Annotated in this window: 17 protein-coding genes; all 17 read right to left on the bottom strand. The window is 43.7% G+C overall.

From position 1 onward, the window contains the following. Positions 1-8: 8 nt before the first annotated feature. The 17 genes from DWX28_RS13125 to DWX28_RS13045 all read right to left on the bottom strand — a co-directional run bounded on the left by DWX28_RS13125 (position 9) and on the right by DWX28_RS13045 (position 20334). Positions 9-1595, bottom strand: a complete 1587-nt coding sequence (locus DWX28_RS13125) for an NAD(P)/FAD-dependent oxidoreductase (RefSeq protein ID WP_118252942.1) — start codon at positions 1593-1595, stop codon at positions 9-11. Continuing rightward, positions 1592-2776 (bottom strand): NAD(P)/FAD-dependent oxidoreductase, encoded by a 1185-nt coding sequence (locus tag DWX28_RS13120; RefSeq protein WP_118252941.1) that lies wholly within the window; start codon positions 2774-2776, stop codon positions 1592-1594. Before DWX28_RS13120 ends, DWX28_RS13125 begins: the two co-directional genes overlap by 4 nt. A 9-nt stretch (positions 2777-2785) precedes the next feature. Next, positions 2786-4069: a methionine gamma-lyase family protein gene (locus tag DWX28_RS13115; RefSeq protein ID WP_118252940.1), complete on the bottom strand. Its 1284-nt coding sequence runs from the start codon at positions 4067-4069 to the stop codon at positions 2786-2788. A gap of 32 nt (positions 4070-4101) precedes the next feature. Continuing rightward, positions 4102-5049, bottom strand: coding sequence for a tRNA (adenosine(37)-N6)-dimethylallyltransferase MiaA (gene miaA / locus DWX28_RS13110; protein WP_118252939.1), 948 nt, complete (start codon positions 5047-5049; stop codon positions 4102-4104). A 9-nt stretch (positions 5050-5058) separates the two neighbouring features. Beyond that, a complete protein-coding gene (gene mutL / locus DWX28_RS13105; protein WP_118252938.1) occupies positions 5059-7239 on the bottom strand; it encodes a DNA mismatch repair endonuclease MutL in 2181 nt (726 codons plus the stop codon). A 36-nt stretch (positions 7240-7275) separates the two neighbouring features. After that, positions 7276-9894, bottom strand: a complete 2619-nt coding sequence (mutS, locus tag DWX28_RS13100) for a DNA mismatch repair protein MutS (protein ID WP_118252970.1) — start codon at positions 9892-9894, stop codon at positions 7276-7278. Positions 9895-10061: 167 nt separating this feature from the next. After that, a complete protein-coding gene (locus DWX28_RS20270; protein ID WP_255420407.1) occupies positions 10062-10490 on the bottom strand; it encodes a tyrosine-type recombinase/integrase in 429 nt (142 codons plus the stop codon). Positions 10491-10510: 20 nt separating this feature from the next. Next, complete coding sequence (locus DWX28_RS20265) at positions 10511-11344, bottom strand: site-specific integrase (RefSeq protein ID WP_118252936.1); 834 nt, start codon at positions 11342-11344, stop codon at positions 10511-10513. An 81-nt stretch (positions 11345-11425) separates the two neighbouring features. Then, positions 11426-11623 (bottom strand): helix-turn-helix domain-containing protein, encoded by a 198-nt coding sequence (locus DWX28_RS20800; RefSeq protein ID WP_055066219.1) that lies wholly within the window; start codon positions 11621-11623, stop codon positions 11426-11428. 100 nt (positions 11624-11723) lie between these two features. Continuing rightward, positions 11724-13271: a hypothetical protein gene (locus DWX28_RS13080; protein ID WP_118252935.1), complete on the bottom strand. Its 1548-nt coding sequence runs from the start codon at positions 13269-13271 to the stop codon at positions 11724-11726. Between the two features lie 106 nt (positions 13272-13377). Further along, positions 13378-15522 (bottom strand): PcfJ domain-containing protein, encoded by a 2145-nt coding sequence (locus tag DWX28_RS13075; RefSeq protein WP_118252934.1) that lies wholly within the window; start codon positions 15520-15522, stop codon positions 13378-13380. Positions 15523-15624: 102 nt separating this feature from the next. Beyond that, positions 15625-17817 (bottom strand): PcfJ domain-containing protein, encoded by a 2193-nt coding sequence (locus tag DWX28_RS13070; protein ID WP_118252933.1) that lies wholly within the window; start codon positions 17815-17817, stop codon positions 15625-15627. Then, the gene (locus DWX28_RS13065; RefSeq protein ID WP_118252932.1) at positions 17814-18356 is read right to left on the bottom strand and encodes a DUF7666 domain-containing protein; all 543 of its coding nucleotides are present in this window, start codon (positions 18354-18356) and stop codon (positions 17814-17816) included. The genes DWX28_RS13070 and DWX28_RS13065 overlap by 4 nt, the downstream gene beginning before the upstream one ends. A gap of 11 nt (positions 18357-18367) precedes the next feature. After that, entirely contained in the window at positions 18368-19087 is a 720-nt protein-coding gene (locus DWX28_RS13060; protein ID WP_158565315.1) for a Cas9 inhibitor AcrIIA9 family protein, read from the bottom strand. A gap of 67 nt (positions 19088-19154) precedes the next feature. Then, complete coding sequence (locus DWX28_RS13055) at positions 19155-19568, bottom strand: hypothetical protein (RefSeq protein ID WP_118252930.1); 414 nt, start codon at positions 19566-19568, stop codon at positions 19155-19157. After that, entirely contained in the window at positions 19534-19869 is a 336-nt protein-coding gene (locus DWX28_RS13050) for a hypothetical protein (RefSeq protein WP_118037272.1), read from the bottom strand. Before DWX28_RS13050 ends, DWX28_RS13055 begins: the two co-directional genes overlap by 35 nt. Before the next feature lie 45 nt (positions 19870-19914). Further along, on the bottom strand, positions 19915-20334 hold the full coding sequence (locus tag DWX28_RS13045; RefSeq protein ID WP_243002433.1) for a DUF4313 domain-containing protein: 420 nt from the start codon (positions 20332-20334) through the stop codon (positions 19915-19917). Positions 20335-20533: the final 199 nt, after the last annotated feature.

Raw genomic sequence — 20533 nt, 5'->3', positions numbered from 1 at the left:
ACTCCCTCCTAGAAATTTCTAAATTTTTCACAAATGAACTCTGCCGCCTTGATCCCATCCATCGCAGCAGAAGTGATGCCTCCGGCATATCCTGCGCCCTCTCCGCATGGATAGATTCCTTCTATATTAGAGAGTCCTTCTTTACTCCTTGTGATCCTTACAGGAGAAGAAGTCCGGCTCTCAATTCCACTTAAGAGCGCATCTTCACGGTCAAAGCCATGAAGTTTCTTACCGAATGCAAGAACGCCTTCCTCGATGGAATCCCCGATTGCCTTTGGAAGAATGGAACGCACATTGGAAAGTACAAATCCGCCCCTCATCTGAGGAACGACTTCCCCTAATTCTGTACTTGCCTGATCTTTCCTGAAATCTCCAAAAAGCTGAACCGGGATCCTTCCTTCGCCGAGTTCCCACGCTTTTCGTTCGAGTTCTCTCTGGAATGCGATCCCGCCAAGTGGTGTCTCATCCGGGAAATCTTTTGGGTTTACGGTGACGATCAGGGCACTGTTTGCATTTTTGCTGTCACGCGCCTGATAGCTCATGCCATTAACGGCAAGTCGTCCCGGCTCCGAGGAAGCATTTACGACATAACCTCCCGGACACATACAGAAAGAATACACGCCACGGCCATTCTCGCAGGTATGTGTCACCTTGTAGCTCGCCGCCCCCAGGATCTCATTTTCTTCCTCACCATAGAGGTCTTTGTTGATCATGCTCTGTGGGTGCTCCACACGTAGTCCGACAGCAAACGACTTCGGTTCCATATAAACGCCGCGGCGGTTCAGCATCTCAAAAGTATCCCGTGCGCTGTGGCCGAGAGCCAGCACGCAGACCTCTGCCGGGATCTTTTCTCCGTGGTTGACCTCAACGGCTTCCAGTCTGCCATCCTTAAGGATCAGGTCCGTCATTGTCGTTTCAAAGCGGAAACTTCCACCCATTGCCTCGATCTGATGGCGAAGTGTTTCTACGATCCCGATCAGTACATCGGTTCCGAGATGTGGTTTCTGCTGATAGACGATCTCCTTCGGGGCTCCGGCTTTTACAAATCGTTCCAGGACTTCATGGTTACGTCCGTTTGGATCCTTGACCAGAGTGTTCAGCTTTCCATCAGAAAAAGTTCCTGCTCCGCCCTCGCCGAACTGCACATTAGAATCCGGGTTGAGAACACCGTTTTTCCAGAAATGATCTACCGTTTCTTTTCGTTTGGACGCCATTTCTCCCCGTTCGAGGACAAGCGGGCAGTATCCTGCCCTTGCCAGATACCACGCACAGAAAAGTCCTGCCGGTCCGCTTCCGACGATGACAGGTGGATGAATCAGCTCCGTACTTCCTGGTTTCGGGAAATGATATCTTTTCTTTTCTGTTGACATAATATTGTTACTGTGAACTTTTTTCAGAATCTGTTTTTCCTTTGGCACCATGACATCTACGGTGTAGGCGAATTTTTTGTCGTCCTTGTGTCTGGCGTCCAGGGACTGTCTTATGATCTCGTATGTGAAGCTGCCCTCCTGACATTTCAGCGTCCGGGCGATCTTCTTTTCCAGCTGTTCTTTTGTATGGTTTATAGGAAGTTTTAACTGTGTGATCCTTATCATCTTATCTCCTTTGCCGCATGAATGCCTGCCACTGCTCCGCTCGACCATGCCCACTGTAGATTATAGCCGCCGCAGGGACCGTCGATGTCGAGAAGTTCCCCTGCAAAATACAGCCCTTTATGGAGCCGGGATTCCAAAGTCTCCGGATCTACTTCACCGGTATCTACACCGCCTGTGCAGACCTGTGCCTGTTCAAATCCGCTGGTTCCTTTGAGCTCAAGAGGAAAAGCAGTCACTGCTCTGTATGGATCTTTCTGTTTCAGGATAACCTTGATCAGTTTATCCGGCAAAAGCCCCAGCAGGCGTTCTGTCCTGGAAAGTTCCGGATATTCTTTTTCCCTTTTTGTGAGAAGTTCTTGAATGTTCTTCTCTGTATATTCTGGGAAAAAGTTCAGTGTAACGGATACTTTGCGTTTCTCTTCCAGGGCTCTGGCTGCCATTCCACTGATCTGAAAGACCGGTATTCCGGAAATCCCATAATCCGTCAGCTGGATCTCCCCTGTCTCGCTGGCAGTTTCCGTTCCATCGATCCACAGAGTGACTTTGCAGTCGGTGCGCACACCTGCCCATGCGGAGAAGAAATTGCCTTTTACCTTGAGCCCTGTCAGCGCAGGAAGCGGTTTGAGGATATGATGTCCGAGTTCCCTGGCAAGTACATATCCGCTTCCATCTGCACCCTGTACGGAAGAAGCTTTGGAGCCATTCGCGAGAATGACTGCAGCCCCCTCATAGGTCCACCCTTCTGTCTGGACTTTCCAGAGATCCTGTTCTCTGTAGATCTTCTGGACCTTTTCTCTTGTTTTGATCTTGACTTTAAGGGAGCGTGCCTTAAGAAGCAAAAGCTCCGGAATATATTTCGCCTGGCCGCCTCTTGGATAAAGCCAGCCTTTTTTGTCTGTCACAACAATTCCCAGTTCGTCAAAAAATTTCAAAGTATCTTCCAGCGAAAACTGAGACAGAATGTCCCTGACAAATGCCGGGTTTTGTCCGTGGAACTTTTCCCAGGACATCTCCTGATTGGTCAGATTGCAGCGGCCGTTTCCTGTCACGCAGATCTTACGGCCCGGTTTCTCATTCTGTTCGAGAATCGTGACGGCTGCTCCGTTTCTGGCAGCCATGATTCCGGCAGTCAGTCCGGCAGCTCCGCCGCCGACAACGATCACCTGTGGTTTTTTATCCATAACGACTCCTTATTTTGATGGGAGAGTGACCAGATTCTTCTCTACCAGTTTCTGGAGAGACATCAGGACACCAAGTTTTGCATGTTCCCATGTAAGTCCACCTTGGAAATAAACGGCATACGGTGGTTTTACCGGACCATCTGCTGAAAGCTCGATCGAAGATCCCTGTACAAAGGCACCTGCTGCCATGATCACCTGGCTGTCATATCCCGGCATATCCCATGGTTCCGGGTCTACATAGCTGTCAACCGGTGCTGCTGCCTGGATGCCCTTGCAGAATGCGATCAGACCTTCCGGTGTGCCAAGAGTTACCGCCTGGATGATATCCTGACGCGGTTCACTTCCGTTCGGTACGACCGGGAAACCAAGCTTCTCATAGATATTTGCTGCAAAAACTGCTCCTTTGAGTGCACCCTTTGTCACCATCGGTGCAAGGAAAAATCCCTGATAGAAAGAACGGTTTACACCGAGAGACGCACCGACTTCCATTCCAAGTCCCGGACAGGTCATACGGGTAGCAGCGTTTTCTACGCATTCTTTTGTTCCTGCGATGTAACCACCGATCGGTGCCAGACCGCCGCCCGGGTTCTTGATCAGGGAACCGACGATCATGTCTGCTCCGACATCACTCGGCTCGATCGTGTCTACGAATTCTCCGTAGCAGTTATCTACCATACAGATCACATCCGGTTTGATGCTCTTTACAAATGCGATCAGTTCGCCGATCTGCTTTACAGAGTAAGATGGTCTTGTCTGATATCCTTTGGAACGCTGGATCTCTACCAGGCGTGTCTTTTCGTTGATGGCTGCACGGATCGCATCGTAATCAAACGTTCCGTCTTCTTTGAGGTCTACCTGTCTGTAAGTAACGCCATATTCTGCAAGAGAGCCTCTGGACGGACGGATGCCGATGACTTCTTCCAGAGTATCGTATGGCTTGCCGGCAGGAGCCAGAAGTTCATCTCCCGGACGGAGATTTCCAAACAGGGCGATCGCAAGTGCATGTGTTCCGCAGGTGATCTGGGAACGGATCAGGCAGGCCTCTGTATGGAAGGTATCTGCATATACTTTTTCCAGTGTATCACGGCCGAAATCATCGTATCCGTATCCTGAGGAAGACTGGAAACAGTCTGCATTTACTTTGTTTTTCTGCATTGCGAGGAGTACTTTCATCTGATTGTACTCTGCGACTTCATCAAATTTCTGAAAACGTTCTTTTAAAGATGCCTCGATCTGCACTCCAAAGTCATATACTTCTGAGGAGATACCAAGCTGTTCATACATTTCTTTCATGGTTTCTTATCATTCCTTTCTGTATTCGTCGTTTATCCAAGAAGGTCCTGTTCTTTCAGGACGCTCATCATGTATTCCAAGATTTCCGCTTCGTTCCAGTGGAACTGTTCTTTGTCCACCCAGATCACATCCTGTTCTCTCCGAAACCAGGTGAGCTGGCGTTTTGCAAAATGTCTCGTATCTCTTTTGAGGATACGCACTGCTTCTTCAAGAGGATATTCTCCTTCCAGATAGGCAAGGATCTCTTTGTAGCCAAGCCCCTGCATGGAGACCATTCCACGGTGGCATCCGCGTTCTCTCAGAGATTTTACTTCTTCGAGAAGTCCCTCCTCCATCATCTGATCCACACGCCTGTCGATCCTCTCATACAGGATCTCCCTCGGTGCGGTCAGGACAAAATATACCAGATTATATGGTGACGTCTGCTGTTTCTGTTCTTCATTATGTTCTGAGATCGGGGTGCCGTTCTGATGATAAAATTCCAGCGCGCGGATCACACGTTTGACATTGTTTGCGTGGATGTTCTCTGCGCTTTTGGAATCTACTTCGCGAAGTTTCTCGTGGAGATACTCAGCTCCTTTTTCTTTTGCAAACTGCTCCAGTTCCTCCCGGTAAGAAGTTTCCTGTTCTGCCTGTGTGAAATCAATGTCTCTGGTCACTGCCTGAATGTAAAATCCGGTGCCGCCTACCAGGATCGGGATCTTGCCTTTGGCATAGATCTCTTCCAGGGCGGCTTTTGCCAGTTCCTGAAATTTTACGATATGAAATTCTTCTTCCGGTTCCAGGATATCTACAAGGTAATGCGTAACGCCCTGCATCTCCTCCTTACGGATCTTTGCAGAGCCGATATCCATTCCTTTATAGACCTGCATGGAATCTGCCGAGATGATCTCTCCGTTCACTGCTTTTGCAAGGGAGATGGAGAGGCTTGTTTTTCCTACTGCGGTAGGACCTGTCAGCACGATCAATGGCTTTTTCATAACATACTCCTATACGATTCGTTTGAATTTTTTCTCCATCTCTGTCTTTGTCATGGAAATGATGGTTGGCCTTCCATGCGGGCAGTGGTATGGATTTTCAAGTGTCATAAGTTCATCCAAAAGCTTCTCAGCTTCCTCCATCGAAAGGCGGTTGTTTCCCTTGACTGCCGCCTTGCACGCCATCGTGGCGAGCCTGGATGCAAAAATATCCAGTGCATCTTTGCTGTTGTCGCTGTCCAGATGATCCAGCATCTCAAGGAAAAGTTCTTCTTCGGTAAGACCATAAAGATTGGATGGCACAGCACTGATGCAGTATTCACGACCGCCGAAATGCTCAATCTCAAAACCAAACTGTTCAAAGTAATCTTTGTTTGCGTTTAAGATTTCCTCTTCCTGCATATTAAGGGAAACGATCAGCGGCGGTGTCAGGTACTGGGAATCTATGGAATTCTCACGGAATTTCTTTACCAGGCGTTCATAGTAGACTTTTTCGTGGGCTGCATGCTGGTCGATGATGTAGAAATTATCGTCAAATTCTGCCAGCCAGTAGGTATCAAATACCTGACCGATCATCCGAATCCTGTTTCGGGATTCCGGAGCAAGGAGCTTTTCTTCGAAGAGTTCCAGCTGTTTGGGGGCTGGCTCTTTTTGTGGTGCGGGAGATGGTTCTGCTAGAGCAGATGGTGTCTCTGTGCTTGTCTGTTCTGTCTGCGCTTCTGATTCTATTGACGGTACGGGTTTCGTAGCGTCTGATGATTTTTCTGTTACCGGAAGTTCCTGTATTTGTAATTCTTCTGATTTTACGATTGCTGGTGTCTCCTGCGCCTGCGGTATGGTCGTCGTGGCTGGTGCTGTTTTTTTCGATAGTGTTTCTGCCATTTTTGCCTGCTGCTCCAACTCGACTTTCTTCTTCACCTCATCCAGCTCCTGATTCTTCCTGAGTGTTCCTGCAAACAGATTCTCCTCAGAAGGTGTCAGTGCCGGGGACGGATTTTTTTCTGATAAAATCCCCTCCGTTTTTGCCGGGTGCATCGTCGAATAAGCTGCCGGATTTTCTCGCACCGGCTGCGGTCTGGATATCGGTGTACCGTAGATCTGCTCCCGGCGTTTCTGCTCGAACGGCTCCGGTACCGCAGAAGACTTGACCACATTTTCTTTCCTGGAAGTTTCTTCCTGACCAAGTGTGACCTTCGGTATCATCTCGCGTCTGGTCAGGGCATTTCGCACCGTATCATAGATCGCATCGTAAACTTCCTGTTCCCTCGCAAAACGTACTTCCCTCTTGGCTGGATGGACATTGACATCCAGATCATTCCCCTCCATCTCCATACGCAGAGAAACGAACGGGAATTTATGCTGCATCAGAAAGCCTTTGTACGCGTTCTCAATGGCTTTGGTGATGATATTGTTCTTGACATAACGACCATTGATGTAATAATTCTCAAAAGAACGGTTTCCCCTCGCGATCTCCGGTTTTCCGACAAAGCCGGAGATCTTCATGAACGAATTCTCCTGCTCGACTTCGAGAAGCGCTTTGGCGATATCCCTGCCATACACACTGTAGATCACATCTTTGACACTGTAGTTGCCGGAAGTATGCAGCTTGACCTGTTTATTCTGGATGTATTTAAAAGAGATCTCCGGATGAGAAAGTGCAAGCTGTTCCATCAGGGTATGGATATAATTCGCCTCTGTTGTATCTGATTTCAGGAATTTACTGCGGGCAGGGGTATTATAAAACAGATTCCGTACAAGAAATGTCGTACCCTCCGGTGCACCAAGTTCTTCCAGCGAATGCTCCACGCCGCCTTCGATCACATAACGGTTTCCACTGATGGCAGACGGAGTCTTGGTGATCAGTTCCACCTGTGAAACTGCCGCGATACTGGAAAGAGCCTCTCCTCGGAAACCAAGGGAAGCAATGTGCTCCAGATCCTCAACTTTCTCAATCTTGCTGGTCGCATGACGGAGAAAAGCCAGCGGGATCTGGTCTTCTTCCATACCAGATCCGTTGTCGGTGATGCGGATCAGCTTTTTGCCGCCGTCAGTGATCTCTACTGTAACGGCTGTCGCACCGGCATCAATTGCATTTTCTACCAGCTCCTTCACCACAGAGGACGGGCGTTCCACCACCTCACCTGCTGCGATCTTGTCGATTGTATTCTGATCTAAGACTGCAATTTTTCTCAAAGTTACCTCCCCATTCCGGATAAACAAAGATCCTTTTTACCAGCGGTTTTTGATCTTGTTCTGTAAATTATATAAAATATTCATAGCTTCCATCGGTGTCAGATTCGTCATGTCCAGGTTTTTGATCTCCTCTACGATATCATTATCCTGCACGGTATCAAAAAGTGACATCTGTGCCATATCTACCTGGTCATAGACGATCTTCTGTTTTTTCTTCGGTGCGGTCAGGTCCTTGACTGCTGCCGTGATATCCGCATCGCTGAGTTCTTCGACGAGTTCTTTTGCACGGTTGATGACAGAATCCGGCACACCGGCAAGCTTCGCTACCTGGATACCATAGCTCTTATCCGCGCCGCCCTTGACTATCTTACGTAAAAATACAATGTCATCGCCTTTTTCCTTGACAGCGATACAGTAGTTATTGACTCCCGGGATCTTGCCTTCCAGTTCGGTCAGCTCATGATAATGTGTTGCAAAAAGTGTCTTGGCTCCACAGAGCTTGGTGTTGCTGATATGCTCGATCACCGCCCATGCGATCGCCAGTCCGTCAAAGGTACTTGTTCCACGTCCGATCTCATCCAATATCAAAAGACTTCTGGAAGTCGCATTTCGAAGAATATTGGCAACCTCTGTCATCTCCACCATAAAAGTACTCTGTCCGCTTGCCAGGTCATCAGATGCACCGACTCTCGTAAAGATACGATCCACGATTCCGATGTTTGCCTTCTCTGCCGGAACAAAGCTTCCGATCTGTGCCATAAGAACGATGAGGGCCGTCTGACGCATATAGGTAGATTTACCTGCCATATTCGGTCCGGTGATGATGGAGACACGTTTTTTCTGATTGTCCAGATATGTATCATTGGAGATAAACATATCGTTTTCGATCATCTGCTCTACGACCGGATGACGGCCGCCCTTGATATCCAGGACGCCGCTCTCGTTAATCTTCGGTTTGACAAAGTTATTTTTCTCAGCAACAAGGGCAAGAGAGGCAAAAACATCGAGCGCTGCAACTGCCTTCGCTGTCCGCTGGATACGGACAACCTCCTGTCCGACTTTATCCCTGACATCTGCAAACAGTTCATATTCCAGCGCATACAGGCGGTCCTCCGCGCCGAGGATCAGATCTTCGAGTTCTTTGAGTTCCTGTGTGATATAGCGCTCGGCATTGGTCAGTGTCTGCTTGCGGACATAATTATCCGGAACCTGGTCTTTGAATGAATTCGTTACCTCAAGGGCATATCCAAACACACGGCTGTATTTGATCTTGAGTGTCTTAATCCCGGTACGTTCCTTTTCGCGGGCTTCCAGCTCTGCAAGCCATTTCTTGCCGTCGGTCCTGGAACGGCGGTATTTGTCGACATCTGCATGATAACCTTCCCTGATGATGCCTCCGTCTTTCTGTGCGAGCGGCGGTTCATCCACGATCGCGCGTTTGATCAGATCTGTGACATCCTCAAGCGGGTCCATATCTTCATAGATTTTCTTAAGGACCGGAGCCTCAAATTCCTGAAGGACCTGGCGGATATACGGGATCATTGCCAGTGAAGAAGCAAACGCCACCATATCTCTCGGGTTTGCGGACTGATAACTGATGCGGCTGATCAATCTCTCCAGATCGTAGATCGGATTGAGGTATTCACGGATCTCATCGCGCAGCATCGGCCTCTGGGTCAGTTCTTCCACTGCCTCCAGACGGGCACGGATCTCAGATGCATCGATCAGCGGCTGCTCTACATATCCTCGTAACGTTCTGGCTCCCATTGCGGTCTTTGTCTTATCAAGTACCCATAGAAGAGATCCTCGTTTCTGTTTCTCACGAAGTGTCTCTACCAGTTCCAGGTTTCTGCGGCTGGAACTGTCGATCAGCATAAATTTATCCGCGGAATACGGACGGATCGATGCCATATGAGATAAGGCTGTCTTCTGTGTCTCATTCAGATACTGAAAAAGTGCTCCTGCTGCGATCACGCCGCTGTCATAATCCTGAATACCAAGTCCTTCCAGTGTATTTACATGGAAGTGTTCTCTCAGTGTGCGCTTGCACAGACTGTCATCAAAATACCAGTTATCCAGCGGGAAAATACAGATATGAAGGCGGTCTTTCAGATCTTCTGTATCAATTCCGCTCATAAAAAAAGCGTCATTGCAGATGATTTCCGCAGGGACGAATTTGTTGATCTCATCCAGAAGTTTCTGAGGCTTGTCTACTTCTGTCAGAAAACAGTCACCGGTTGTAATATCTGCGATGGCGCAGCCAAAATGATCCTCCATTGATACAATGGACATCAGATAGTTATTCTTGGACTCATCCAGAGAAGTCGCATCCAAAGTCGTTCCAGGTGTGACAACACGGATAACTTCACGCTTTACCAGACCTTTGGCTTTCTTCGGATCCTCCACCTGCTCACAGATTGCCACCTTATGCCCCTTCTCGATCAGACGCTTGATATAAGTCTCCGCAGCATGAAACGGAATCCCACACATCGGCGCACGCTCCTCAAGCCCGCAGTCCTTACCGGTCAGTGTCAGCTCCAGCTCCTTGGACACCAGCAGCGCATCCTCAAAAAACATCTCATAAAAATCGCCCAGGCGGTAGAACAAAATACAGTCTTTGTAGGTTTCCTTTGTCTTGCAGTATTCCTGCATCATCGGTGATAGTTTCCCTGTGTTAATTGGAAACCCTGTATTTACGCGGCTTGTAGATGCTTTATGTTCCTCTTTAACCCACTTTTGACCCATTTTTTTTTCTTCTTCAGTGTTTCTTGTTTTTTCCAAATATTTAAACCTCTTCCTAAAATCTCATTTCATCAGCAAAATCAGCTTTCTTTTCCATACTTTTCATCATACCGTTTGTATTCATCTTTTACATACCCCTGTTCAAGATGCGTATAATACTCTGTCATTTTCTGAGTAGAATGACCGCTGATTTTACCTACCGTAGCCGGTTTCATTCCAGATTGTACACATCTTGTTACAAAAGTATGACGAAAGCTATGTGGAGTTACATCTAACATTTCTGCTTCTCGACCTTCTTTTTCAGCCTCTAATGCTTCTTGCTTATTTACAATATTTTTGATTCGCTCACATTCATCTTCAGCATTACCAGGAAGATAACTCATTCCTGTTGATGTTGTAAATATCAGTCCAGGATATTTTTTTAGAAGATCATTTCCAGTTCCCCATTTCTTGCCTAACACTTTCTTGTCCTGATTCTGTTTTTCTTTCCAGCTTAAAAAAGCTTCAATTGCAATATCTGGCAGCGGAATTATTCTGACACTTTTCTTTTTTTCGGTGATGTAATCTGTGTAACATAATACGGCTCAGCAAGTTTCTTTCCCTGCTTGTCATAATACAATTTGACTCTGTTTAGCGTTTTGTATACACGAAGATATTTTTCATCGAAATTGACATCTCTCCATTGTAAGGCAAGTACTTCGCCTATACGCATTCCCGTATGCATCAAAATCAAGAAAAGTTCCTCATAACGGTCTCCTTTAATGGTTTCCAAAAAGCGATGGCTTTCGTCTGTACTAAGACAATTCTCTTTTACATCCAAAGCTTCTTCTGTAGGTTCTGCCAACACTTCTCCCGGTGCCTCAACGGAAAGCTTAACTTCTGCTGTAGGATCCGATGGAATCATTTTACTGGCTGCTGCCCTCTCAAACATTTGATGCACGACACTTAATGATTGCTTGATTGATGTAGGAGCGTATCCTTCATCCTCCAATTTTTTAATCATGTCAAGAATATGTTCCGGTTTGATATCTACCAGTTTCATGTAACCGATGTATTCTTCCGTTCTTCTAAAACCATCTTCATAATTTCTTATCGTGGTTGCTTTAAGATTCCGAACCTTATAAAGTTCCATCCATTTCTCATACCATTTTGAAACGGACATACTCGAATCAAAGCCTGGAACACCTGGGAGAACCTCCGCTAAATACATGCTTCTTTGCTTTCTCACTTGCTGAAGATTTGTTCCATAGATAGAAAAAGGCGGTTTGCCAGAACCCTTAATTGTGATTCTGGCTTCATACCGCCCATCTTTTCTTTGTCGGATTCCCTTACCTATTTCTTTTCCTTTTAGATTTTTTCCCATAACATTACCATCCTTTTTCTAATAACAATAGATGATCATGCATGGCACTGGACTTAATTTTAACACAACCCCAAAAGTCTTTCAAGACTGCCGATCTATCCATTTCTGAAATTTTTTCTTATCAATCAGGGTTCTTCGCCCAATTCGTACCATGAAGGTATTATTGTTCATAAGTGTTCGCATTGTTTTCTCAGAAAGCCCTGTTAGTTCACAGGCTTCCTTAACTGATATAAGAATCTTATCGTTATCTGCTGCCGGTTGTTTCTTTTTATGTATCATATATAATTACAGCCAATATCTGCAGGCAGATGATATTGGCTGTTCCTCCTCTCCTATGGATTCTATAAACGGACTTCCTGCGAGTCCCTGTGATTTTGTTTTATTTATTGTGCTGCTTTTTTACATAATATTCTACCGCTTCCTGTAAGCTGCATCCGCTCCGACGACTTTTGCTTACTACACTATTTTTACTTATCTTTAGTTTTTCGCAGCATTCCTTAAGCGATGGATAAAGGGTTCCATGATAATCAAATTCAGGATTATCCAGCATCTTTTTTCTTTTTCTTGTCATAAAATGCTCAAATGATTTTTCTATGGAACAATTTTTATCTCTGGCTCTCTGCCTTACACACGCATCCTCAATGCCATATTTTTTGCAGCATGCTCGGAGACTGGGGTATTCCGTCCCCTTAAATGTAAACTTCTGTATCCTTTCTTCGATTATCTCTTTGTTTGCAATAAAATGTTCCAACGATTCATCTATGCTGCACCCTAATTTATACTTTCTTGAAGATACGCTGTTTGCATTCACACCATAAACCTCACAGCATTCTTCCAACGTTTCATAGATTTTATTTCGGAATACAAATTCATTTTTCTTTGTCACTATTTTTTTCTTTATGAAATGATCCAGGGCCTCTTCTATACTACATCCAGTCGAGGAAGCCCGGTTACGGACACTGGCGGCACGAACATCATACTTTCTGCAGCATTCAGCAACACTTTGATATTCTTTTCCCTTATATACAAATATCTTTTTTAGTTCATCCGCATTGCTTTTTTCGATAAAATGTTTTACAGCCTCTTCCCAGGTGCAATGAATCCGCCATGCTCTGGCCCGTACACTGGTTTCATTAATTCCGTATATCTCACAACACTGTCCAAGGGAAACATATTTTTCCCCTTCATAAAAGAATGGTTCTTTTGCGCGGCGCCTTTTTTTTGATATTACCTTGTTTCCAGAATTCTCATCATTTCCGGTGGATTCCTGTGGCACGCAACCTTCCATATGAGAAACATTTTTTTCCAACGTCTCTGGCAAGGAGCTTTTGGTTCTATAGGCAGCACTTCTTACAATTTTGGGGTTCAGTCCATACGCAAGACAACATTCCGTGAAACTATTGTATTCTTTTCCCCGGAATGCAAAGATTCTTTTCTTTTTAGATTTAATGTAATGTGTAATCGCACGTGTAGAAGAAACTCCATTCTTTTCCATATACAAACGTACGGATATAGGATTTATTCCCAATTCTTCACAGCATTGAGGAAGTGATGGGTATTTCACACCATGATATGTGATTTCATGTGCCTTTTTCCATTCTATTGCCCGTTCAATCGCTTCCTGTGGTGTGCATTTTCGATTCCACATATCGGTCTTGACAGAATCTTCGTTTATATCATAAAATTCACAACAAGTCTTAATGCTGGCCCATTTTCGATTTCGGAATATGATCTCTTTACTTTTTTTCAATTCAATAAAATGTGTAATCGCTTCTTCAGTTCTACATTTATATTGATTCTGATACGCCATTACACTACGGTAACATATTCCATAAAAATTACAGCATTTATGCTTACTTTCAAAAGTTCTGCCATTGTACACAAATTTGAATTTCTCCATGTAATTTGATCTGATTTTACGTGGCATAAAAACTTCTTTCCTCCTTTTATCGTGATTGAATCTGATACATGTCAAAACATTTTGCCAAACAAAAAAAGACACTCCAAGAGTTCATTTTACTCTTTTTGTGTCTTTATCGGTTGATCCGCAGACGCGGTAATTTGTTGCAATACCCAACACCGTTTACACGAACGCCTTTGCTGCGGAGCTCGTCAATCTCTTTTTTCCTGAGACTCTGACTTTTTACAGCCAGTTTATAATCTTCTTTTGCCAGTTTCTTTTTTAATTGTTTCTGCCATTTTACAAGAAAATCCCTTGCAAGCTCAATATCTTCATTCTGCTGGTTATAAAAAGTACGTGTCTGCCTTATGGTCCCATCCGGTTCCACTTCAAGCGTATAGTACACCTCCGTTGGTTGTTCTGCCTTTCTCAAAAACAGGATATAGGATTCCTGCTGGCTCATTCGTTCATAATAGGTTTCTGTATTATTTACGCAGTGATGCATCAGTTTTGCTTCATACAAAATGTCATCCACTTTTTCCGGCACAACGATCTGATACTCTTTGTCCGCATATTCATATTTTTTCAAATCCCTGCATATACGATTCAGACCCGGATACTTCTTTTCTAGCTCTCCGGCTCTTAAAATCAAATCTTTTGCTTCTATCTCTTTTATCATTTCATTATGTCTCTGCATGAGCTTTCGTGCACGGTAGATAACAGAATCCTGCACATTCACTCCGACCCGAATTGCCATATTAAGATAATCCTTCCATGTTTTGATCAGGTCTTTCACGGATTCCCCACTTTCTGCTGCCTTCTTTTCCAGATAATTTTTGATCTGTAAAGGGGCCATACGATCCATAATGAACATAAGATCCGCTGGTTTAAGCTTTTCCCGGCACATCCACGAAATCACATCGTCACGGATCAACTTATTTTGGGCTTTTTCAAGTAATAGCCATTGAAGAAAAATCTCTCCCCCATTGTTTGTACGCAGCCTTTTTAAGCGGAATCCATCAATTCCCAGTGCTTTTCCAAGGTCTCCGGAATCTTCACAATAGATCTGTGCTTTATTATCCATAATGTCCTCTGCGAGATGATAAAGTCCTGCTTTAATGAGCCGTTCCAGATAAGGTCTTTCTTTAACCATTTCAAAAAAACTTACCGGATCTAAATACTTTTTGGTTTTTGCATATTCGTAGAATCCTGTCCTACGGAATGTCCTGTTTTTAATGCCATACAGTGATTTCCCATAAATATTTCCCATATCATATTTTTCATATGTCATATAGCCACCGTAACCTGGATACAGTGGAACCTGTAATTTACCCTGGATCCATCGGTTTTCTTTTGTCCAATGATGACGGCCGAAATAATATTCTTTCGTATTTAATTCTTCATCATACAGGATTCTCCGGCGCTCAAAGAAAGAATATACTGGTTTTTTATATGAGCTGCTTACTATGAGCATCTGAAGCTGGAATTCTCTCAAAACAAACACATTATTTCCACAGGTCTGAAGCAGGTATGCAGTCTCTTTTTGGGTTTCTATATTTTTGGCCCGGCCTAATGCTTTATATTGAATCTGATGTCTGCATTTTGGGCAATTCCCCACTGCATTATGGTGAGGATGGCTGATTGGAACTTCGCTTTCACACCAACTACAATATCCTGTCTGATCTTTCCTGCGGCTGTAATGATAAAAGATAAAATTCTGGGTAATTCCAACTTTTTTCTGCCATCTCAGCCAGTCTTTCGGAATTTTTGGAAGTCTATCCATACACTGATCCCAGCTTGTCAGAATTTTTTCATATTTCATGCCCAGCCTCCGGTGTCTCTGCTCACGTTGATATACATACAGTGCATAAAAAGCATCGTCATATTCACTTTCAAGATACTTTTGGATCAACGCTGTATCCGCCTCTTTCATATAAGAATTTTCCTGATATAACCATTTTGAGAAAATGGTCTTATCCAGCATACTTTCTGACCATTTCTTTGTCCGGTAATCATACCCTTTAAAAATATCGTTCTTTTTATCAATATATAATGTATATACAGGTTTCCGACAGTCCGTGGAAAGATATTCTGCCAGATAAAATGCTACTTTTAAAATATTGTTTTCTACTTCTGCACGTAAATATAGCCCTCTCTGATAAATCAGCTGCTCCGTATAGTATCTTTTATCTCTTACTGGCACATCTTCTTTTGCAAGTTTTATCAGTTCATCCGTAGCTTCCAGCAATTTCATGTTACGCAATTCTTTTTTATTCATTTCCGTCCTCTCCTTCATTTTCTACTGCATATAATGTCATTTTCTCTTTTCTGCTCAAATGCAGCAGGGGAACTCCCTGCCGCATCCACTTTATCCTTTTATTTACGCCGCTATTTCAGTAGGGCTTTCTTCGTTTTCTGCCGATTCCACTGGTAGGTCCATTAAGTCTTTCTCTAAAAGATCAGCCAGAAGTTCCCCAGCAAATGTTCCGCCATGGACAACTACATGCTTATCACGTATCTCCTGATAGTTCTGCTGCCTGAGCTTCCTGCTTTCTTCTGTGCTCTTACGATCTTTTTGGGTTAATCGTTTCTGAATTTCCTTCTGCCACAATGTTAAAAAAGAAGTCACTTTATCAATGTCCTTATTTTGACGATTAAATTCCGCACGTTTTTGCCGGATAGTTCCATCTGGTTCAACTTCCAGTGTATAAAACGGTACTTTCGGATTCTCTTTTTCCCGCAAAAATAGGATATAGCTTTCCTTTGAAACGATCCGGTCAAAATAAGTATCCGTTTTATTTACACAGTGATGAAGCGTATCACCTTCATATAGGATGTCATCGATACTCTTTGGCGCAATAACCTGATATTCACCGTCACTGAACTCATATTTTTCTTTCAAATCAATGAGATGTTTCTGAAATCCGACATACTTTTCTTCCAGCTCCCTGCGTCGGATTCCGCGTTTCATTTCTTCTATCTTCAAAACCGCCTCTTTATGGCGCAGTTGAAGATCTCTGGTACGGTAAATAATGGAATCATGTATATCCATTCCCAGTCTTTTTGCCATAGAAAGATAATCGTTCCACACCTGCAGCACATGGCTGATATCATCCCCGGATTTTTCTGATTGTTTCACAAGATAATGTCGAATCTGGCAGATGCTCATCTGATCCAGAACAAACTTCAGGTCGTTTGGTTCAAATCCTTCTTTTACCATCCAGCATATTTCTTCATCCCCGATTGTTTTTCCTGTACTCTTTTCAAGTTGCAGCCATTTAAGTTCTTTTACCCCGCCATTCATATCTCGGAGTCTTCGAAACTCTTTCTTATCTACGGACAGGAATTCTGTTGGTTTTCTGCCTTTTCTTTTTATTGCATCTGCTGCCCTGTGGTCCAGTACATCATCAACTAACTGGAAAAGCCCCGCTTTTACAATCTGTTCCAGTACCGGATACGTTTTCCACAGGTAAAGATATTTTCCAGGATCTATCTTTTTCTGACCAAGGGCGTACTCACGCAGACCTGTTTCTTTTAATTCATGCCTGGACAGATCCGACAGGGTATATGGATAAACCATTCCTTTATATTGACTGTCACAGCAAGTATAATACCAAGAACTTCTACACGAAATCCAACGCATTTCCCGTTGTTTGAACAGATCATAAACGAAATTGGAAATTTCCTTTCCATTTGCAGAGAAGATTCTTCTCTGCTCTTCATGGCAGGTAGTTTCGCAATCTGTATAGCCGCCCTTTTTATACCACGTTCTGGCATGAAAGATCCGGAGCACAAAACCAGAAGTCTTGCGTCTCCTCTGGATAAGATAGACTCTGTACCACTTTGTACAAAATCTTCCAGACTTTCCCACAGAACGAAAAGTAATTGGTTGTCCACACACATTGCACTGTCCTTTCTGGTTATATTTGGGTGAGCGGATTGGAACATGTTTTTTGCAATATGTACAGTATCCTTCTGTAGCACCATTTTTCTGATACTTGTAGAAGATATAGTGTTCCGTAATTCCATATTTTGAAACCCATCCGATCCAGTTCTTAGGCAGTCCAGATACAGTTTTCATCACTTGGTCCCATGAATCTGTAAGTTTTTTATCATGACGTATCCTTTGTTCTTTACGGATATTCGCCTGAAACTCTTCCAGTGCCCGGATTGCAGGCTGCATTGTCTTTAAATATTTTTGGATGACCTTGGTATCACAGTCATTTACATAGATGTTGCCCAAATTAGTTCTTACATCCCATAAGATACTTTCAAGAAGTGCCTTTCTCCATTTTTTTAATTTTTCATCATAAGTTATAAACCGTCTCTCTTTTCTGCTGATAAACAGACGGTACCTTGGAAAGTTTATATTCTCCTCAATATCTGTTACGGCAAATAGATACACTTTTAAAATTCCTTTTTCTACTGCTGCCCGACAATACATCCGATATTTTCCGGGTTCACCCCTTTGTTTCTCCAGTGTACTCAAAGATATTTCCGTTTTCTTTGCATCGGCGATATGTCTGTTCATCACTTTTAATGGTTTTAACTCCATCAATCTCTTTTTTCTCATAACTCCACCAGCTTTCCAGTCACATCAATCCATGCTCCCTCCGGATATTTCTGACCATCGATACAGATGACCCCAATTTCCAGGATCTGGCTGTTGCCAGGCTGCTCCTTTAAAAGTAACAGTAAATCGCCCTTTTGTCCTTTGGCTTTGGGGTCTTTTCCACGTACAATGCAAAATCCGTTGCAGCTGGTCCCGCTTTCTTTTGCAACATGGGAATTCCATTTCCGGTTTGGATATTTCGACATGTAAGCAGCTCCGTGTAATAACAGGCTTCTCAATTCAATTTTCTTTAACAGGCGCATCTTTGTGCAGGAGATTTTTGAATCTTTTCCATCTTCATCCAAATCCCCTGATGCATCTACTATGTAATACACGGAATTTTTCCAATTCGGATAATAGCAGAGACAATCCAGTGGGTTTTCTGCACAATGAAATCCATTTTGTCTACAGTTTGCTTTTTCCGTTTCATTTATGCCATACTCCTGAAACTGAAAGCCCCGACATTTCAAATCCTTTTGAAATCCTTTATATGCGATCATATCCTTCTCCTTTAACTCTCTTTCGGCTGCATCATGTCAAACAAGGACATCTGCCCGGAATCTTTTGATTTTTTCTTGCTGATATGCTTTTCTTCCTGCTCCGCTGCTTCTTTGGGATGCACCTCGGAATCTTTCTTTGTCCCCTGGTTTTTCGGTATTGTTTTCGTTCTCTTATTTACCGAATCCCATTCCTTTTGAATCTTTTTCTTTTCTTCCTGCTCTTTTTCTGCTATTTCTTTTTCATCATCTTTCGCATAATATTCAAGTACCCAGGGAAAAACCTGGTCGCCGGAGAGTGCCAGGCCTGTATTGGCCCGAATGCCGTTCTCTCCCTTTTTTTTCGCTCCCTCCAGTGCAATGTTGTAGGCTTTTTGCGTCACATAATCCAAACATCTCTGAAGCATCTTATGTTTTTTTAACACCTGTGCATCTAAAGCAGAATCCGTTTTGGCAAGATTTACAAGATACTGTCCTATGATGTCTGCAAAGCCTGCATCCTTTAAGGCAAACATTTCTGCACGCAGTTTTTCAGACGCATTCGCAAACTTTCTTTCCTCAATCGGTATATCAACCAGCCGATAGCGGCTGCCCTGAATAAATTTCTCTGTCTGTTTTTGGGAAACTGCATGTGCTTTGGCAAGTTCCCGCACACCATCCATATTCCCGCTCTGGCGGTAATACAATGCTGCTGTATTTAATTCTTCTGCAGTTTTTATGATCTCATTTAACATAATCGATTCCTTCTTTCCTGATAAAAACATGAGGCAGAAGAAAAAATCTCCTGCCTCTGCCTGCTTTTTATGCCGCATTCATTTTCTGTTCAGCCGCTTCCATTTCTTTTTCTACTTCCAATGCAATCCTGCGTCTCTCAGCATCATCAGGATCCAAAAGGCTGATCATTTCCAGTACAATACGGCGAACCCATTCATTTTCCTCCCATCCTGCACTGATCTGACGGGCTTTTTCCGTCAGTTCCTTCCAGTCAGCATCTTCCAGATCCCTGCCACGATATTCCTTATAGAAAGAATAGATTTCTTTCATGGCTTTTGGTGCCTGAATCTTTGCCGCTTCATCCAAATTGGAGAGGAGCCCCATCAGCATGGGATGGTTTTTATATTTTTCAATCAAAGGACGGATACCGGTCTGAATTTTACCCGTATAAAGTCCCAAAAAATCATTAAATATTCCTGCAATCAATTTCTGATCTGTCATTCGTTTCCTTCCTTTCTGTTAATTTTCTTACTCTGCGCCTGACCGTAGATGGAAAACACTGAAATGCTTCCGATACTGCATCCTGGCTGTATCCCTGATCAAGAAGAGCTTTCATAGCCGCTGCCTGTTCTGTTTCCTTGAGCTTTCTTATGGACGGTTTCCGAACTTTCTTTTTCAGGATTTTCCGGCAAAGCGGATGATCTGGTCCGTATTCGTACATTGTGCTGGCTTCCGCTGCATTCAAATCACACAAAATTGCGATCAGCAGACAGTAATATCCTTTATATTCGTCGTCTTTCATGCCGCACCACCTTTATTGCCTGGTTTTCAAATGTACCTCTTTACCCTAATCTGCTTTAAATTCTTTTTGATCAAGACCATTTTCGAGCAGATATCTTTCCGTACCTTCTGGATCGAGCTGTGCAAGTCGTGCAAGATTAAACTCTACGACATAATAGCTGCCATAATTGATTTTCCTCTTACCTACAACTTTTCCGAGTTTATACTTCTCAATAAACGCAACCTTTGCTTTTGCTCCGCAATCCGAGATTATTACCTGCCCTGGCCTTAGGAATCCCATAACTCCAATTGTAAGATCTCCGAATAATTCCAGCTTTTTCTCACATTCCTTTTGCTTTTGCCATAATCCGACATACAGGGATCCGTTGTAGTACATATTCACTCTGACATATAATTCCTCATGTCCACATTCCCAGTCATATCCCAATGGTTTTTCATCTTTTCGAATGCATATATCCTGTCCCATATTCTGCCTCCTTTTTTGATTTTCCTGTTCATCTTTTATGGATTATTTTATATTTCCTCCCTTCCTGTTTTTTGTACACCCCACATTTCGTTTTTGGGCAACAAAAAAAGACACCAAAAATCTTCTTTTGATTTTTGATGTCTTCCTATTGATAAAAGGCCTGCGCCTAAATGTTGCTCCCGGAACAGCATATCCGGAA

The organism is Blautia sp. AF19-10LB, assembly GCF_003461245.1.
In the GTDB taxonomy this organism is placed as follows: domain Bacteria; phylum Bacillota; class Clostridia; order Lachnospirales; family Lachnospiraceae; genus Blautia_A; species Blautia_A intestinihominis.
This window is presented reverse-complemented; position numbering and strand designations above follow the sequence as displayed.

Bases quoted from the DNA above. Each gene is read 5' to 3' on its own strand.
- miaA (WP_118252939.1), bottom strand. From the start codon at position 5,049: ATGAAAAAGCCATTGATCGTGCTGACAGGTCCTACCGCAGTAGGAAAA.
- DWX28_RS13055 (WP_118252930.1), bottom strand. From the start codon at position 19,568: ATGACAGATCAGAAATTGATTGCAGGAATATTTAATGATTTTTTGGGA.
- DWX28_RS13065 (WP_118252932.1), bottom strand. From the start codon at position 18,356: ATGATCGCATATAAAGGATTTCAAAAGGATTTGAAATGTCGGGGCTTT.
- DWX28_RS20265 (WP_118252936.1), bottom strand. From the start codon at position 11,344: ATGGGAAAAAATCTAAAAGGAAAAGAAATAGGTAAGGGAATCCGACAA.
- DWX28_RS13050 (WP_118037272.1), bottom strand. From the start codon at position 19,869: ATGAAAGACGACGAATATAAAGGATATTACTGTCTGCTGATCGCAATT.
- DWX28_RS13080 (WP_118252935.1), bottom strand. From the start codon at position 13,271: ATGCCACGTAAAATCAGATCAAATTACATGGAGAAATTCAAATTTGTG.
- DWX28_RS13045 (WP_243002433.1), bottom strand. From the start codon at position 20,334: ATGGGACAGGATATATGCATTCGAAAAGATGAAAAACCATTGGGATAT.
- DWX28_RS13120 (WP_118252941.1), bottom strand. From the start codon at position 2,776: ATGGATAAAAAACCACAGGTGATCGTTGTCGGCGGCGGAGCTGCCGGA.
- DWX28_RS20800 (WP_055066219.1), bottom strand. From the start codon at position 11,623: ATGATACATAAAAAGAAACAACCGGCAGCAGATAACGATAAGATTCTT.
- DWX28_RS13075 (WP_118252934.1), bottom strand. From the start codon at position 15,522: ATGAATAAAAAAGAATTGCGTAACATGAAATTGCTGGAAGCTACGGAT.
- DWX28_RS13125 (WP_118252942.1), bottom strand. From the start codon at position 1,595: ATGATAAGGATCACACAGTTAAAACTTCCTATAAACCATACAAAAGAA.
- DWX28_RS13060 (WP_158565315.1), bottom strand. From the start codon at position 19,087: ATGTTAAATGAGATCATAAAAACTGCAGAAGAATTAAATACAGCAGCA.
- DWX28_RS13070 (WP_118252933.1), bottom strand. From the start codon at position 17,817: ATGAGAAAAAAGAGATTGATGGAGTTAAAACCATTAAAAGTGATGAAC.
- DWX28_RS13115 (WP_118252940.1), bottom strand. From the start codon at position 4,069: ATGAAAGAAATGTATGAACAGCTTGGTATCTCCTCAGAAGTATATGAC.
- mutS (WP_118252970.1), bottom strand. From the start codon at position 9,894: ATGATGCAGGAATACTGCAAGACAAAGGAAACCTACAAAGACTGTATT.